General features: G+C 71.8%; 15 protein-coding genes and 1 pseudogene. 9 read left to right on the plus strand and 7 right to left on the minus strand.

Features of this window, described 5'->3' with window-relative positions; translation table 11 throughout:
- Positions 1-10: 10 nt before the first annotated feature.
- The 3 genes from WBG99_RS31550 to WBG99_RS31560 are packed head-to-tail and all read left to right on the plus strand — an operon-like array spanning position 11 to position 3,896.
- Positions 11-1,558, plus strand: a complete 1,548-nt coding sequence (locus WBG99_RS31550) for a sugar ABC transporter ATP-binding protein (protein WP_338899600.1) — start codon at positions 11-13, stop codon at positions 1,556-1,558.
- Positions 1,555-2,667, plus strand: a complete 1,113-nt coding sequence (locus tag WBG99_RS31555; RefSeq protein WP_338899602.1) for an ABC transporter permease — start codon at positions 1,555-1,557, stop codon at positions 2,665-2,667. The genes WBG99_RS31550 and WBG99_RS31555 overlap by 4 nt, the downstream gene beginning before the upstream one ends.
- The gene (locus WBG99_RS31560) at positions 2,664-3,896 is read left to right on the plus strand and encodes a substrate-binding domain-containing protein (RefSeq protein ID WP_338899603.1); all 1,233 of its coding nucleotides are present in this window, start codon (positions 2,664-2,666) and stop codon (positions 3,894-3,896) included. Before WBG99_RS31555 ends, WBG99_RS31560 begins: the two co-directional genes overlap by 4 nt.
- A 516-nt stretch (positions 3,897-4,412) precedes the next feature.
- On the opposite strand, the gene WBG99_RS31565 is transcribed toward WBG99_RS31560, so the two are convergent.
- Together WBG99_RS31565 and WBG99_RS31570 are read right to left on the minus strand one after the other, a co-directional pair.
- Positions 4,413-4,826, minus strand: coding sequence for a hypothetical protein (locus tag WBG99_RS31565; RefSeq protein WP_338899604.1), 414 nt, complete (start codon positions 4,824-4,826; stop codon positions 4,413-4,415).
- Entirely contained in the window at positions 4,823-5,629 is an 807-nt protein-coding gene (locus WBG99_RS31570) for a class I SAM-dependent methyltransferase (RefSeq protein ID WP_338899605.1), read from the minus strand. The genes WBG99_RS31565 and WBG99_RS31570 overlap by 4 nt, the downstream gene beginning before the upstream one ends.
- Positions 5,630-5,888: 259 nt before the next feature.
- Between WBG99_RS31570 and WBG99_RS31575 the strand changes: the two genes are divergently transcribed.
- Both WBG99_RS31575 and WBG99_RS31580 read left to right on the plus strand, forming a co-directional pair.
- Positions 5,889-6,191: a hypothetical protein gene (locus tag WBG99_RS31575; RefSeq protein ID WP_338899607.1), complete on the plus strand. Its 303-nt coding sequence runs from the start codon at positions 5,889-5,891 to the stop codon at positions 6,189-6,191.
- Positions 6,192-6,276: 85 nt separating this feature from the next.
- On the plus strand, positions 6,277-6,585 hold the full coding sequence (locus tag WBG99_RS31580; RefSeq protein ID WP_338899608.1) for a metalloregulator ArsR/SmtB family transcription factor: 309 nt from the start codon (positions 6,277-6,279) through the stop codon (positions 6,583-6,585).
- Between the two features lie 204 nt (positions 6,586-6,789).
- Here the strand turns inward: WBG99_RS31580 and WBG99_RS31585 are convergent, their stop codons facing one another.
- Positions 6,790-7,209 (minus strand): (2Fe-2S) ferredoxin domain-containing protein, encoded by a 420-nt coding sequence (locus WBG99_RS31585; protein ID WP_338899609.1) that lies wholly within the window; start codon positions 7,207-7,209, stop codon positions 6,790-6,792.
- A pseudogene (locus WBG99_RS31590) lies at positions 7,206-9,175 on the minus strand (heavy metal translocating P-type ATPase). Before WBG99_RS31590 ends, WBG99_RS31585 begins: the two are co-directional and overlap by 4 nt.
- A 96-nt stretch (positions 9,176-9,271) precedes the next feature.
- On the opposite strand from WBG99_RS31590, the gene WBG99_RS31595 reads away from it, so the two are divergent.
- The 4 genes from WBG99_RS31595 (at position 9,272) to WBG99_RS31610 (ending at position 11,803) form a co-directional block, all read left to right on the plus strand.
- Positions 9,272-9,664: a metalloregulator ArsR/SmtB family transcription factor gene (locus WBG99_RS31595; protein ID WP_338899611.1), complete on the plus strand. Its 393-nt coding sequence runs from the start codon at positions 9,272-9,274 to the stop codon at positions 9,662-9,664.
- A gap of 305 nt (positions 9,665-9,969) precedes the next feature.
- The gene (locus WBG99_RS31600; RefSeq protein ID WP_338899612.1) at positions 9,970-10,314 is read left to right on the plus strand and encodes a hypothetical protein; all 345 of its coding nucleotides are present in this window, start codon (positions 9,970-9,972) and stop codon (positions 10,312-10,314) included.
- Between the two features lie 246 nt (positions 10,315-10,560).
- On the plus strand, positions 10,561-11,547 hold the full coding sequence (locus WBG99_RS31605) for a TerC family protein (RefSeq protein ID WP_338899613.1): 987 nt from the start codon (positions 10,561-10,563) through the stop codon (positions 11,545-11,547).
- A gap of 124 nt (positions 11,548-11,671) precedes the next feature.
- Positions 11,672-11,803, plus strand: coding sequence for a hypothetical protein (locus WBG99_RS31610; RefSeq protein WP_338899614.1), 132 nt, complete (start codon positions 11,672-11,674; stop codon positions 11,801-11,803).
- 405 nt (positions 11,804-12,208) lie between these two features.
- Here the strand turns inward: WBG99_RS31610 and WBG99_RS31615 are convergent, their stop codons facing one another.
- The 3 genes from WBG99_RS31615 to WBG99_RS31625 all read right to left on the minus strand — a co-directional run bounded on the left by WBG99_RS31615 (position 12,209) and on the right by WBG99_RS31625 (position 13,564).
- Positions 12,209-12,637, minus strand: coding sequence for a PRC-barrel domain-containing protein (locus WBG99_RS31615; RefSeq protein ID WP_338899615.1), 429 nt, complete (start codon positions 12,635-12,637; stop codon positions 12,209-12,211).
- Positions 12,638-12,908: 271 nt separating this feature from the next.
- Positions 12,909-13,301: a monovalent cation/H(+) antiporter subunit G gene (gene mnhG / locus WBG99_RS31620; RefSeq protein ID WP_338899616.1), complete on the minus strand. Its 393-nt coding sequence runs from the start codon at positions 13,299-13,301 to the stop codon at positions 12,909-12,911.
- Complete coding sequence (locus tag WBG99_RS31625; protein WP_338899617.1) at positions 13,298-13,564, minus strand: monovalent cation/H+ antiporter complex subunit F; 267 nt, start codon at positions 13,562-13,564, stop codon at positions 13,298-13,300. Before WBG99_RS31625 ends, mnhG begins: the two co-directional genes overlap by 4 nt.
- Positions 13,565-13,605 lie beyond the last annotated feature (41 nt).

The raw sequence follows: 13,605 nt of genomic DNA on the forward strand, positions 1-13,605 counted from the left end.
GGAGCCGTCCGTGCACGACGCTCACGACACCTCGGAGCAGGCGGTGCCGCCCAGCGGGGCGGAACCGCTGGTCCGTGTCCGCGGGCTCACCAAGCGGTTCGGCGGCACCCGCGCCCTGGCCGGAGTCGACCTCGACGTCCACGCGGGCAGCGTTCTCGCGCTCCTCGGCCCCAACGGAGCCGGGAAGTCCACGCTCATCAAGATCCTCGCCGGCGTCCACCACGCCGACTCGGGCCACATCACGGTGGACGGGCACCCGCTCGCCGACCACGCCGCATCCCGGCGCATGTCCTTCATCCACCAGGACCTCGGGCTCGTGGAGTGGATGACGGTCGCCGAGAACATCGCCCTGAGTACCGGGTACGCGCGCCGTGCCGGACTGATCTCCTGGCGGCACACCCGCGAACGCTGCACCGAGGCCCTGGAAACCGTCGGAGTCCCGCTCGATCCCGACGCGCCGATCGCCCACCTCGCCCCCGCCGAGCGGTCCCTGGTCGCCCTCGCCCGCGCCCTGGCGGCACGCGCCAAGCTCATCGTCCTCGACGAACCGACCGCCCGGCTCCCCGCCGCCGACTGCGCCCGGCTGTTCCGCGTCCTGCACGCCCTGCGCGACCGGGGCCACGGCATCCTCTACGTCAGCCACCGCCTCGACGAGGTGTACGAGGTCGCCGACACCTTCGCCGTCCTGCGCGACGGCCACCTCGTCAGCCAGGGCTCGACGAGGGGGCACAGCCCCGTCCGCCTGGTGCGTGACATCACCGGCGAGGAACCGGCCGTCCACCGCCCCGCCCCGCCACCGCCCGGCGGGGCGGCGGTCCTGACCCTCGACGGCGTCCGGACCGCCGGCGCGGGACCCGTAGACCTGGCGCTGAGAGCGGGGGAAGCCCTCGGCCTGGTCGGCCTCTCCGGCGCCGGACACGGGGACCTCGGCCGCGCCCTCGCCGGTTCCCTGCCCCTCCTCGGCGGCCGGATGCTGCTCGACGGCAGTCCGTACCACCCCCGTACGGTCACCGACGCCGTCGGACGCGGTGTCGCCTTCGTACCCGGCGACCGGCAGCGCGAGAGCTGCCTCGCCGAGCTGACCGTACGGGAGAACCTCCTGGCCAACCCCCGTGCCGGCGACGGGCCGGCGCCGCGCTGGATCAGCCCCCGCCGCGAACGCGCCGAGGCCGCCGACCTGATCGAACGGTTCTCGGTGCGGCCCCGCGACAGCGAGGCCGCCATCGCCACCCTGTCCGGCGGCAACCAGCAGAAGGTCATGCTCGGCCGCTGGCTCCGGACCGGCCTGCGGCTGCTGATCCTGGAGGAACCGACCGCGAGCGTCGACGTCGGAGCCAAGGCGGCCATCCACCGCCTGCTCGACGAGGCGTTGGCCGGAGGTCTCGCGGTCGTCCTCATCTCCACCGACTTCGAGGAGGTCGCGGCGGTGTGCGGTCGCGCCCTGGTCCTCGTGCGCGGCTCCGTGACCGCGGAACTGAGCGGTCCAGCCCTCACGGTCGCGGGACTCACCCGGGCGGCTTCGGCCATGCCCCCGGCCGGAACCGCGACGACCCCGTGACCGCCCGGCCCTCCCCGCCCGCACCACGCCCGCGCCCGCGCCGGCTCCACCCACGGGGTGGCCAGGGCGGGCACTTCATTGGCGCCTACGGCCTCCTGGCCCTCACCGCCCTGCTCGTTCTGGTCTTCTCCCTCGCCCTGCCGCGCACCTTCCCCACCCTCGACACCGTCGACTCGATCCTCTCCACCCAGTCGATCCCGGCCGTCCTCGCGCTCGCCGCCATGGTCCCCATCGTGACCGGTGCGTTCGACCTCTCCATCGGCTACGGCCTCGGCCTGGCGCACGTCATGGTGCTGTACCTCGTCGTCGACGCCGGGTGGTCCTGGCCGCTTGCCTGCCTCGCGGTGCTCGCCGGAGGACTGGCCGTGGGCGTCCTCAACGGGGTCATCGTCGAGTTCGGCCGCATCGACTCCTTCATCGCCACGCTCGGCACCGGCAGCATGATGTTGGCCGTCACCGGCTGGATCACCGACGGCGGCCGGATCGTCCCGGGCCCGCAGGGCCTCCCGCCCGCCTTCACCGACCTCTACACCTCCACGTTCCTCGGCCTCCCGGTCCCCGCCTTCTACGTGCTGGCACTCGCGGTCGTCCTCTGGCTGGTGCTGGAGCGGCTCCCGATCGGCCGGTATCTGTACGTCGTCGGGTCGAACCCGCGCGCCGCCGACCTCGTCGGCATCCCGGTCCGCAGGTACACCGTGTGCGCCTTCGCCGCGTCCGGCCTGATCGTCGGCCTCGCCGGAGTGCTGCTCGCCGCCCAGCAGCAGATCGGCAACCCGAGCGTCGGCCTCGACTATCTGCTGCCCGCCTTCGTCGGGGCCCTCCTCGGCTCCACCGCGATCAAGCCCGGCCGCCCCAACGCCCTGGGCACCCTCGTCGCCGTCGCCGTCCTCGCCGTCGGCCTCACCGGCATCGCCCAGATGGGCGCCGACTTCTGGACGGTCCCGCTGTTCCACGGCGGCACCCTGCTCCTCGCCGTCGGCCTCGCCGGATACGCCGCCCGCCGCCGCATGCGCACCGGCGCCTTCGCGGCCCGCGACGCGCCCCCCGCCGGGCCGGAGCCGCCGTCCGCCCCGCCGCCGGGCGACGGCACGACGGACAGCACACCATGAGCGAGCCGTCACCGCCGGGCCCGGCCGCGTTCTCCCGCTCGTCCCTCCGCGAGGAGTCTTTCGTGCAGCACACCCGCAAGGCCTGCCCCGCCGCCCCCAGAACCCGAAGCGCGGCAACCGCCCTGCTCGCCGCGACCGCCGTCCTGCTCGCCGGCTGCGAACGCGGATCATCGGGTGACCCGGCGGAATCCGCCTCCGGCCCGAGCGGCTGCCCCGCGGTCCACGCCGAGGCCAGGGCCGCCGTCAGCCGGGCCGAGCGCACCGACATCCCCTGGAACGGACCGACCACCGGCCCCAGGGCCGTGACCGGCGAAACCATCGTCTACGTCGCCCAGACCATGACCAACCCCGGAGTCGCGGGCGCCGCCGCCGGCGTCCGGGAAGCCGCCCGGGTCATCGGCTGGAACGTCCGGGTGATCGACGGCGGTGGCACTCCCGCCGGCATCCAGGCGGCGATGAGCGAGGCCGTGGCCCTCAGACCCTCGGGCATCGTCATCGGGGGCTTCGACCCCAACACGACCTCACAGCAGCTCGCGCGGGCCGACGCGGCCGGCATCCCGCTCATCGGCTGGCACGCGGTCGCCGCACCCGGCCCCAGCCGACGGCCCGCCCTCTTCACCAACGTCACCACCCAGGTCGAGGACGTGGCCAGGATCAGCGCCCAATGGGTCATCTCCACCTCCCAGGGCAACGCCGGCGTCGTGGTCCTCACCGACGCCTCGATCCCCTTTGCCAAGCACAAGTCCGACCTGATCAGAGAGGAACTCGCCACCTGCTCGGGCGTGAACCTCCTGTCGTACGAGAACATCCCGATCCCCGACGCCAGCAGCCGCACCCCCCGCGTGGTCTCCTCGCTCCTCTCCCGGTTCCAGGACCGGTGGACCCACTCCGTCGCCATCAACGACCTGTACTTCGCCGACGCCGCCCCGGCCCTCCGCGCGGCCGGCAAGGACGGCTCCGGCCCGCCCTTCAACATCGGTGCCGGAGACGGCGACCCCTCCGCCTTCCAGCGCATCAACAACGAGCAGTACCAGGCGGCCACCGTCCCCGAGCCGCTCTCCCTGCAGGGCTGGCAGATCGTCGACGAGTTCAACCGGGCGTTCTCCGGCCGCCCCGCCAGCGGCTATGTGGCCCCCGTCCACATCAGTACGGCCGACAACAGCGACGGCGCCACGAGCTGGGACCCGTCGGGCTACCGGGACGGGTACCGGAAGATCTGGGGCAGGTGAAGTGCCAGGGGCGCCCTGAGAGGACAAGGTCAGTCGCTCCTCGGTGTCCTGGGCCTTCTCGGCGCGGTGCCGGGCGGGACGGAGACCGAGGGCCTGCTCCCCACCGCGGGGCGGGCCTCGGTGTGCCGGCGCTCCAGCGCCTCGGCGTACCGGCCGGCGTGCCGGGCGATGGGACCCGGACTGCGGCGAGCGCGTCCGGGGTGTGGCCTCGGCGCCGGTCCGGCGCGATCGGACCGGCGGACGAAGCTCGTTCACGATCTACCTCGTCTGCCGACTGGTGGGCACCTACCGGGCCCGGCAGTGGGGAACCGGAAGAACCGTTGCCCGTAGTGCCCACAGGACCGGTGTGGGTGAACCCGGCCTGCCGCAGGAGCCGGACCCGCGCTGACAGGGGCAGGCCGGGGCCGTTTCCACCGCCGGTGCCGTTGCGTGGCTGCCGGCGGCGGCGCTCGGCGAGGAAGCCGGGGGTGCAGCTGTGGCCGGCACCGGGGGGAGGGTACGGGGGCCGCCCTCTCACTACTGCCGCGGGCGGTGTGACGGTCGGACGGCCAGGAGGCGGCGCGGAGGGCGGCGGCCCTGGCCCAGTCCCTCCGCCAGCCAGTGGGCCAGGGCATCGGCCTGCTCCGGATCCGTGAGCGGGCCGAAGGCCAGAGCGGGGCCGAGCGGCGTACGGTCCCGGGCGCACGGCTGGACGACGACTCGGTGTCCGGCGCGGGGCACCTGGTTGCCCTCCTGGTGCGGACAACGCAGATGCCGGCCCAGACAGCCCGTGGCGACCAGTAGCCCCGACGGCGTCCGCCGGGTCGCGGCACGCAGCGCTTCGAGGACGCGGCCGTCCGCCGCGCCGCAGCCGTCCTCGGCCCGGCAGACCGCGGCCGTGAAGCCCTCAGCGGCCTGCCGGGCGGTGGTGTGATGCGGCCTGGCGGTCATACCACGGCCGTCCCGGCCAGGATCCGGACGTCCAGGTCCGTCACCGACGTCTCCTCCAGCGCGGTGGTGAAGCGCGCACGGACGCGTTCCACGGCGGCGGGCGGGAGCCCGGCCAGCAGGGCGCGGGTGCCACTGCCCACCGCCAGGTCCCAGGCGGTCGTCGGGGTCACCGGCACGGCAGGATCGCGGCGCACGACCCGGGGCCGCTTCAGCCCGAGGCCCTCCAGCCAGGCGGCGAGTGCCTCTGCGGTGTCGATACGGGCCAGTTGCTGCGACTGTGGCGAACCCGGCCATGCACGCTCGGTCTCGACGGCGCTTTTGAACGCCTGGCCCCAGCCGCCGAGCGCCCCCTTCTCCCATACGGTCACCGTGAGCCGACCGCCTGGCCGCAGCTGTGCCGCGAGTTTCGCCGTATCGCGGTCCATGTCGGGGAAGAAGAACACGCCCAGTGCGCACTGCACCAGGTCGTAGCCGCCCTCCGGTGCCGCCCACGCCGTCACGTCGTGCCGATGGAACCGCAGGTTCGCCAGGCCCTCCTGCCGTGCCCGCCGCTCACCGAGCGTCACGAGGGCCTCGGCCAGGTCCACCGCGTCGACCAGCCCGTCGGGGCCGACCGCGCGGGCAGCGGGCAACGCGGACGCTCCGGCTCCACAGCAGGCGTCCAGCACCCGTTCGCCGGGCTTCGGATCCGATACCTGCGCCGTGGCCTGCCCGACGGGGTCCCACAGCAGCGGCGACCAGCGGTCGAACTCCTCGGCGCCTGCGCTGAACACCTCGCCGATGGTGGCCTGCTGTGCGGTCACGGGACCCTCCGACAGAAAAACGATTTCCATTATCAATAACCTACATGTGCGTAGGGTCCTTCGAACACCCTCCCGGTGACCTCGCGTGTCCGGCCGGGTGGCCCTCGGGTGACGCTTGGCGCGGCGAGGGGGTGTGGTGGCCGCGCGTGGAGCGGGTGGAGGGCCTTCGGATGCATGCATGAATCGCTATATGTTAATGTCGCAATGCCTTGTCCGTGTGAGATCCGCGGGCGACCACAGCAATGCGCAAGGAGTCCCCATGACCACCGCCACCGACCACCGCATCCACGAGGGGCACGAGCACGCCCACGGTGAGGGCTGCGGCCACGTCGCCTTTCCGCATGGCGACCACACCGACTACGCGCACGACGGCCACATCCACCGGGTTCACGGCGGCCATGTCGACGAGTGCGCCCCGGCCGGCCATGACGCCCACGGCGACCACGACCACCAGCATGGTGAGGGGTGTGGTCACGTGGCCGTGCCGCATGAGGGCCACACCGATTTCCTGCACGAGGGTCACCGTCACGCCGCCCATGAGGGGCACTGGGACGATCACTGACGGGTCGCCGCTGATCGCGTCACGGCAGGTGTGCTGCGGCGATATTGGACTGGAAACCGTTGTCATATGCTAATGTGTGCATACGATGACGACTTCCGCTTCTCCCGCAGATGAGCCGCCGCAGACCCTGCAGGCCGCCACCGACCTGCTGCGTGCGCTGGCATCACCCGTGAGGCTGGGCATCGTGCGTGAACTGTCCGCAGGCGGGAAGTACGTCCACGAACTCGTGACCGCTCTGGGCGTGAGCCAGCCGCTGGTCTCGCAGCACCTGAGGGTACTGCGTACCTCCCGGATCGTGACGGCCCGGCGCCAGGCCCGCGAGACGCGGTACAGCCTGACCGACGATCATGTGGCGCACATCGTGCTGGACGCCATCCGGCACGTGCAGGAGTAGGTGCCGCACCCGCGACGACACGCCGACGGCCGCCCGGCTTTCCGCCCGGCGGCCGTCGGCGTGATGCGCCCCGGCGTGCCCGTCACCCGCCCTCTACCCGAAGCCGGGCACCCCCGACCCGCACTGGCAGCTGGCCCGACCACGACGACCACACGCGCGCCGAAGCGGCGCCCTGGTCCGACGGTTGCCGTGCGGAGGCATTCGTCAGCCCTCCACCTGGCCCCGCACCCGCCGGGACGGTGTGAAGCCGTACAGGTCGAGTACACCGGGCGGGTCGGCGAGACCCGGCCCGCCCTGTTCGATCCAGTCGGTGATGTCGGCGGTGGCGTCAAGGTCGTTGACCAGGCCGAGCCACACGGGCCGGCCGCCTGCCGCGCGGCCGGAGGGCGAGGGCTGCACGACGACGACGTTGGCGTGCTCGCAGGCGTCGAGGCAGTCGGTGACGCGGACGGTGGCGGTGCCGTCGAGGCCCCGGCGCAGGTCGCGCAGCTGGGCCGCGTGGTCGAAGCCGGGGATCTTCGGCGTGCCGCAGCAGCATCCGCGGCACACGGTGACAGTGCAGCGCGCCGCCCCGGCGGACGGGGCGGAGGCGGCAGCGGCAGTACGGCGGGAGCGCTTGCTCACACGGTGTCCTTCCCGGGGCCGGTCCAGGCGGCCTCGCGCAGCAGACGCAGGCCGTTGAGGCCGACGATGACGGTGGAGCCCTCGTGTCCGGCGACGCCGAGCGGCAGCGGCAGCGTACCGATCAGGTCCCAGGCGACCAGTACGGCGATGAACGCCCCGGCGATGACGAGATTCTGGATCACCAGGCGCCGAGCTGTCCGGGACAGCCGTACGACGGTGGGGATGGTGGCGAGTTCATCGCGTACCACGACGGCGTCGGCGGTCTCCAGCGCGAGGTCGGAGCCCGCCTTGCCCATGGCGATGCCGGTGTGCGCGGCTGCCAGGGCCGGAGCGTCGTTCACGCCGTCACCGACGACCAGGACCTTGCGGCCCTCCCGTTCCCAGGCGCGGACGGCGGCCACCTTGTCCTCGGGCAGCAGTCCGGCGCGGATGTCGGTGATGCCGATCTCGGCGGCCAGATGCCGCGCGGCGCGTTCGTTGTCACCGGTCAGCAGGGTCGGGGGCGGCCGGTCAGGGTGGTGAGCGCGGCGATGGTGGCGGCGGCGTCGGGTCGCAGCCGGTCGGTGAGGCCCAGCACCCCGGCCGGTTCCCCGTCGAGGAGGACCACCACGGTGGTGCGCCCGGCGTCCTCCAACTCCTGGACGACGCTGTGGACCCGGCCCGTGTGGGCCGTCAGGAGGCGGGCCGGGGCGCCGACCTGGATGGTGCGGCCGGCGACGGTGGCGGTGACGCCCCGGCCCGGTGCGGAGGTGAAGTCGTCCGCGTCGGCGAGAGTGAGGTGGCGTTCGCGGGCGGCATCGACGACGGCGCGGGCCAGCGGGTGTTCGCTGGGGTGCTCGGCGGCTGCCGCCAGGGCCAGCAACCCGTCCTCGCTCAGGTCGCTGCCGGTCAGTGGGCGGATGTCGGTGACGCGGGGTGTGCCCTCGGTGAGGGTGCCGGTCTTGTCCAGGGCGACGGTGTCGATCTGGCCGAGGCGTTCCATGGCGACGGCGGACTTGGCGAGCACGCCGTGGCGTCCGGCGTTGGCGATGGCCGACAGCAGCGGCGGCATCGTGGACAGCACCACCGCGCACGGGGACGCCACGATCATGAAGGTCATCGCGCGCAGCAGTGCCGACCGCAGGTCGTCGCCGAAGAGCAGCGGGACCGCGAAGACCGCCAGGGTGGCGGCGACCATGCCGACCGAGTAGCGCTGCTCGATCTTCTCGATGAACAGCTGGGTCGGCGCCTTGGTCTCGGACGCTTCCTCGACCATCTTCACGATCCGGGCGATCACCGAGTCCGACGGGTCCCGCTCCACCCGCACCCGCAGGACACCGGTGCCGTTGACCGTGCCGGCGAACACCTCGTCACCCGCCGCCTTCGCCACCGGAAGCGGCTCTCCGGTGATGGTGGCCTGGTCCACCTCGCTCTGACCGGCCATGACCCGACCGTCCGCGCCGACTCGTTCACCAGGCCTGACCAGGATCAGGTCGCCGACCGCCAGCTGTTCGGCCGGCACACTCTCCTCGCTGCCGTCGGGCTGCAGCCGGGTCGTGGTGGAGGGAGCCAGGTCGAGCAGGCCGCGCACCGAGTCCGCGGTGCGGGCGGTGGCCACCGCCTCCAGCGCGCCCGAGGTGGCGAAGATGACGATCAGCAGCGCGCCGTCCAGGACCTGGCCGATGGCGGCGGCGCCGAGCGCGGCGACCACCATCAGCAGATCCACGTCCAGAGTCCTGTCCTTCAGGGCCTTCAGGCCCTCCCAGCCCGGCTCCCAGCCGCCGGTGACGTAGACGGCGGCATACAGCGGCCCCCACACCCACACCGTGGCACCGGAGAGGTGCAGCGGTAGGGCGACCAGGAACAGGACCAGGGCCGTCAGCGCCCAGCGGGCCTCGGGCAGCGCCAGGATCCGGGTGCGCCGGCGCGGCGGGGAACCGGCGGCGCGGTGCCCGGGTGGCGCGGGGGCGGTCAGCGTGGAAGTCATCAGACGGGTGCCTTCGGTGGGGAGGGGTTCCGACTCCTCCACCGTACAGGAACGTCTGAACAGCTATTCATGTGTTCATTCCCGTAAGATGGCACCATGGGCCACGGACAGAAACCTCCCGCGAGCGACTACGCCACCGCGCGCACCCGGCTGACGCCGGAGAACGCGCCGAAGGTCGCCGAGACTCTCCAGGCCCTGGCCACCCCCTCCCGGCTGCTGATCCTGGCCCGACTGCGTGAAGGCCCCTGCGGGGCCACCGACCTCGCCGACGCCGTCGGCATGGAGCAGTCAGCCTGCTCCCACCAGCTGCGCGTGCTGCGCAACCTCGGCCTGGTCACCGGCACCCGCCGGGGTCGCTCCGTCGTCTACGCCCTCCATGACGACCACGTCGCCGGACTGCTCGACCAGGCCCTCTACCACATCGAGCATCTGCACCTGGGCATCACCGACACTCCTGCCGGAGAACCCGAGCCGGTCACCATCTCCTGAACAGCTCACCGTTCCGCGACGGCCCGGCCTGCGGCGCGCGAGGACGACGGCGGACTCCGGCGAGGCGACGGGGCTCCGCACCACCGCGGCAGGCGAACGCGGTCGTGGATGACGCGGGAGGCGTCCCTGACGCGTATCGCACCGATGTCCTTCGAGCGTCCGTCGGCGGTCGCGGTGAGTACGACGTCTCACCCGCGCACGTGGATCCAGACGGCACGTGACGGAACACCTCGTGTGTCGACGGCGACGGCCATGTACCGGCCGGGTGGGACGAGGCGAGGGAATCGCCGTCGGGCACTCGGACGGTGAGCGTGCCGTTGTCGCGCCGGATGATGTCCAGGGCGACGGAGCGCGGTGCTCTTCGTGGTCGGAGGCTGCACCCAACCGACCCGGGTGGCAGCGGAGGAGAGCGACGTCTCCGCGTCGGACAAGGCTCGGGCGGCATAGGAGCCGGAGGCCTGGCTCTCGTCGACCGCTTCCGCCACGAGCTCGGCGGTCTGCACGGGGAGGAGCGCGCCGCCTCACCCGCGATGGCGATCTTCTCCTGGCAGTCCGTCTCCGACCACGAGGGACCCATACAGGCGGTCACCACCACGAGCGGAATCAAGCCGAAGAACGTGCACAACATCTTGCGGACAGCGCCCCGCTGAACTGCCCGCGCCATCATGTCGCCGGGGCCGTACGCCACGCAAACACGTCGTTGGGGAGGCCATACGTCGCTGACCCTGACCCCCCGGGGGAGCTCGGCGGCGGGACGCACCTCGCCGGGGTGTGAAGCGGCGGGCCTCGCCGGGGGTGGCTCACCTCCGCCCCCTGGGGTCGCCCAGCGCGGTGAGATGCCGGAGACTCCTGTACTGAGGGCCTGCGGCGGTGTGGGCCGGAGAGGGTGGCCCGGCGTGCTGGAGGTCCCGCTCTGGTTGTGGGTGGCGTTCGCCGCGACGGTGGTGGTGTCGCTGGCGGTGGACCTGCTGGCCCACCGTGCCGCACACGTCATCGGTTTCAAGGAGGCTGCCGCCTGGAGCGCACTGTGGGTGGGACTCGCTCTGCTCTTCGGCGCGGTCGTCTTCGTCGTCCTCGGCCCGACGGCCGGCACCGAATACACCACTGCGTGGCTGCTGGAGAAGAGCCTGTCGGTGGACAACCTCTTCGTCTTCGCCGTGATCTTCGCCTACTTCAGGGTACCTCGCGCCTACCAGCACCGCGTGCTGTTCTTCGGTGTGATGGGCGCCCTGGTCTTTCGCGGGATCTTCCTCACCCTCGGCGTCGCCGTGGTCAGCCGCTTCACCGCCGTCCTGTTCGCCTTCGCGGCAGTTCTCTTCTACAGCACCTACAAGCTCCTCAAAGGTGACGAGGAGGGCTTCGATCCCGGGAAGAGCTTCGCCCTGCGCCTGCTCCGCAAGGCCATCCCGGTTCGTGACGAGTACGCGGGGACGAAGTTCTTCGTCAAGGAAGCCGGCAAGCGCGTCGCCACCCCGCTTCTCGCGGTGATCGCCGCGGTCGAGGCGGCCGACCTGGTCTTCGCCGTCGACAGCGTCCCCGCCGTGCTCGCCGTCAGCGACGACCTCTTCATCGTCTACACCAGCAACGCGTTCGCCATTCTGGGCCTGCGCGCCTTGTACTTCCTGCTCTCGGGCCTGCTGGACCGCTTCCACTACCTGAACATGGGCCTGGCGGTCATCCTCGGCTTCATCGGCGTCAAGCTGGTCTTCCAGGCGGCCCACAAGACCATCAGCACCAGCATCCCGGAAATTCCCTCGCAGATCAGTCTCGCGGTCATCGTCGTTGTTCTGGCCGCGTCCGTCGTCCTCAGTCTGCGGCGACCCGTCCCGCCCCAGCCGCCCCCCGCCGCTGAGGAACGCTCCGATCGCGCGAACGATGACTGAGCACGTGCCTGTCCCCGCCCCCTTCTCCGAGCAGGCGACCTATCGTTGGAGAATGACCAAACGCGAGCATGAGACCGGCCCTCAGGGGGCGCTTGTGTGCCCGGTCTGCAAGCGGCCTCTGAACATGACCGTCAAGAGACGGCACAAGACCCTGGGAGTCTTCGTGCCCGTGTGGGGCCCGGAGCCCTGTCGCAACCCCGACTGCCCGGAGTACCTGGAGGAGCCGGAGCCCGGCAACCACCCCCAGAAGCACTGACATCCCGTCCGGCACCGGACGGATGCCGCTCCGGGCCGGTCGCCACGGTGCGGGGCCGGGCAGCGTCTCCTGCACCCTGGCCTTGAAGCCTGCCTGACCATGGAGCCTCGGTCGTGCAGCGCGGCCACGATCAGTAGCGGGTCGGACCATTCGGGCCAGTACGTGGCGGTGCCCATCTCCATCAGGCCTTTCAGCGGCATCGCGGCGTCGCCGACCAGCGCGAGCGCCGGGCGGTCCGGGCGACGCGCCCGCCCGGGGGCGGCGAGCGGGACGCCTCCGCGTCGCCGCCCCCGGGTGCGCGCCGGAGAGCGGGCAGGAATCTGCCCGGTCGGTGCGGCTGGTCACCTCAGGCAATCAGTCACTGCCTGGGGACCAGCTCGGCGAATCCGGCCCCCACACTCGGCCTCACCAAGTCCGGTGGAGCGGCGGGTAACCGGGGTAGACATAGCCGGTGCCCCAGAACGGCGCATAGCCGTAGTGATCGTAGACGCGGCCGTAATAGTTCGACTCCTCCACGAGATGGGGGTCGTACTCGGGGGCTTGTTCGACCTGCTCGCGGGACCGGTCGATCTGGACCTCCTCGTCAGTGACCTGGGTGACGGCGTCAACGGGAATGAACGTTTTCTTCTCGCCGATGCCGAGGAACCCGCCATGCTCGACCAGGAGGAACCTGACCTTGTTCTCCTCCTGGTCGATGAGCAGGTCACCGACCTTCCCCAGCTCATCTCCCGTCCGGTTGACGACTTTCCGTCCGCGGACGTCCTCGTCGGCGGAAGCGACCTTCTGATCGGTCTCACTGATCTTCTTCAAGATGGGGATGTTGTCCGCTGTCATGTCGATACGGTCCTTTCGTGTTCCACTCCTGATGTGTGTGGCCGCCGGTGGTCCAGTGGCAGACAGGCCAGGCACGCCCGCCACCGGACCACCGCGGCTCCTGTCCTGAGTGCCCGCCGCGCTCGCCTCGATGCTCGGTGGGGGGCGCGGGTCCGCCGGAGGCCGACGAGAGCTGAGGGCTCAGGCCCGTCCGCGCCCGTCGGCAGGCCGTGACCGTCGGCTCCCGTGGCTTCCCGGCACTCCGCTCCGCGGCTCGTCTCTTCGCGTGTGGTCACCGGTCCGCGTCGTCTCGCGGTGGTGAACCGTCCGAAGCGTCCACGGGCGTGCCGTCCTGCGCGAGGCGGTCGGCGAGTTCGTCGCGCAGCAGCAGGCGGTGGTCGAGGGCATCGGTGCGATAGGCGCTGCGCCCGATGACCTGGCTGGTGACAGGGGCGGTGAGCATCTGGAACAGGGCGACGAGCAGGAGCACCGGGGCATGACGCAGGGGCAGCTGTACGGCCGCTCCCACGAGGATGAGCAGCAGTCCGAGGGTCTGGGCCTTGGCAGCCGCGTGCAGACGGCTGCCGATGTCCGGGAAGCGGAGCAGACCCGCGGCGCCGAGCAGACAGAAGAGAGCGCCGGTCGGCAACAGGACGGCGGTGATCACGTCACGTACGGCGGTCATCGCATGCCTTCTCGTTTCTCGACCAGATGGGCCGCCGTCACCGTCCCGGTGAACGCCAGGAGAGCAAGGACGACGAGCACGGGCAGGGCCGTGGTGTCCTCCCGCAGTGCCATCGCCACGGCGGTCCCGGCGATGACCATCGTCACGAGGACGTCCAGCGCCAGGATGCGGTCGAGCGTGCGCGGGCCGCGCAGAAGGCGTACCAGCGTGAGCAGGCCGGCCGCTGCCACCACAGCCAGGGTGGCGTCGTACAGGACGGTCATGGTTGCGTGCCTCTCCATCGGGTGGGTGAGTTCTCCGCGGT

It is taken from the genome of Streptomyces sp. TG1A-60 (assembly GCF_037201975.1).
Classification (GTDB): domain Bacteria; phylum Actinomycetota; class Actinomycetes; order Streptomycetales; family Streptomycetaceae; genus Streptomyces.

Excerpts from the sequence above, each read along its gene's own strand:
- WBG99_RS31560 (WP_338899603.1), top strand. The coding sequence starts at position 2,664 with ATGAGCGAGCCGTCACCGCCGGGCCCGGCCGCGTTCTCCCGCTCGTCC.
- WBG99_RS31565 (WP_338899604.1), bottom strand. The coding sequence starts at position 4,826 with ATGACCGCCAGGCCGCATCACACCACCGCCCGGCAGGCCGCTGAGGGC.
- WBG99_RS31575 (WP_338899607.1), top strand. The coding sequence starts at position 5,889 with ATGACCACCGCCACCGACCACCGCATCCACGAGGGGCACGAGCACGCC.
- WBG99_RS31580 (WP_338899608.1), top strand. The coding sequence starts at position 6,277 with ATGACGACTTCCGCTTCTCCCGCAGATGAGCCGCCGCAGACCCTGCAG.
- WBG99_RS31595 (WP_338899611.1), top strand. The coding sequence starts at position 9,272 with ATGGGCCACGGACAGAAACCTCCCGCGAGCGACTACGCCACCGCGCGC.
- WBG99_RS31610 (WP_338899614.1), top strand. The coding sequence starts at position 11,672 with ATGACCGTCAAGAGACGGCACAAGACCCTGGGAGTCTTCGTGCCCGTG.
- WBG99_RS31615 (WP_338899615.1), bottom strand. The coding sequence starts at position 12,637 with ATGACAGCGGACAACATCCCCATCTTGAAGAAGATCAGTGAGACCGAT.
- mnhG (WP_338899616.1), bottom strand. The coding sequence starts at position 13,301 with ATGACCGCCGTACGTGACGTGATCACCGCCGTCCTGTTGCCGACCGGC.
- WBG99_RS31625 (WP_338899617.1), bottom strand. The coding sequence starts at position 13,564 with ATGACCGTCCTGTACGACGCCACCCTGGCTGTGGTGGCAGCGGCCGGC.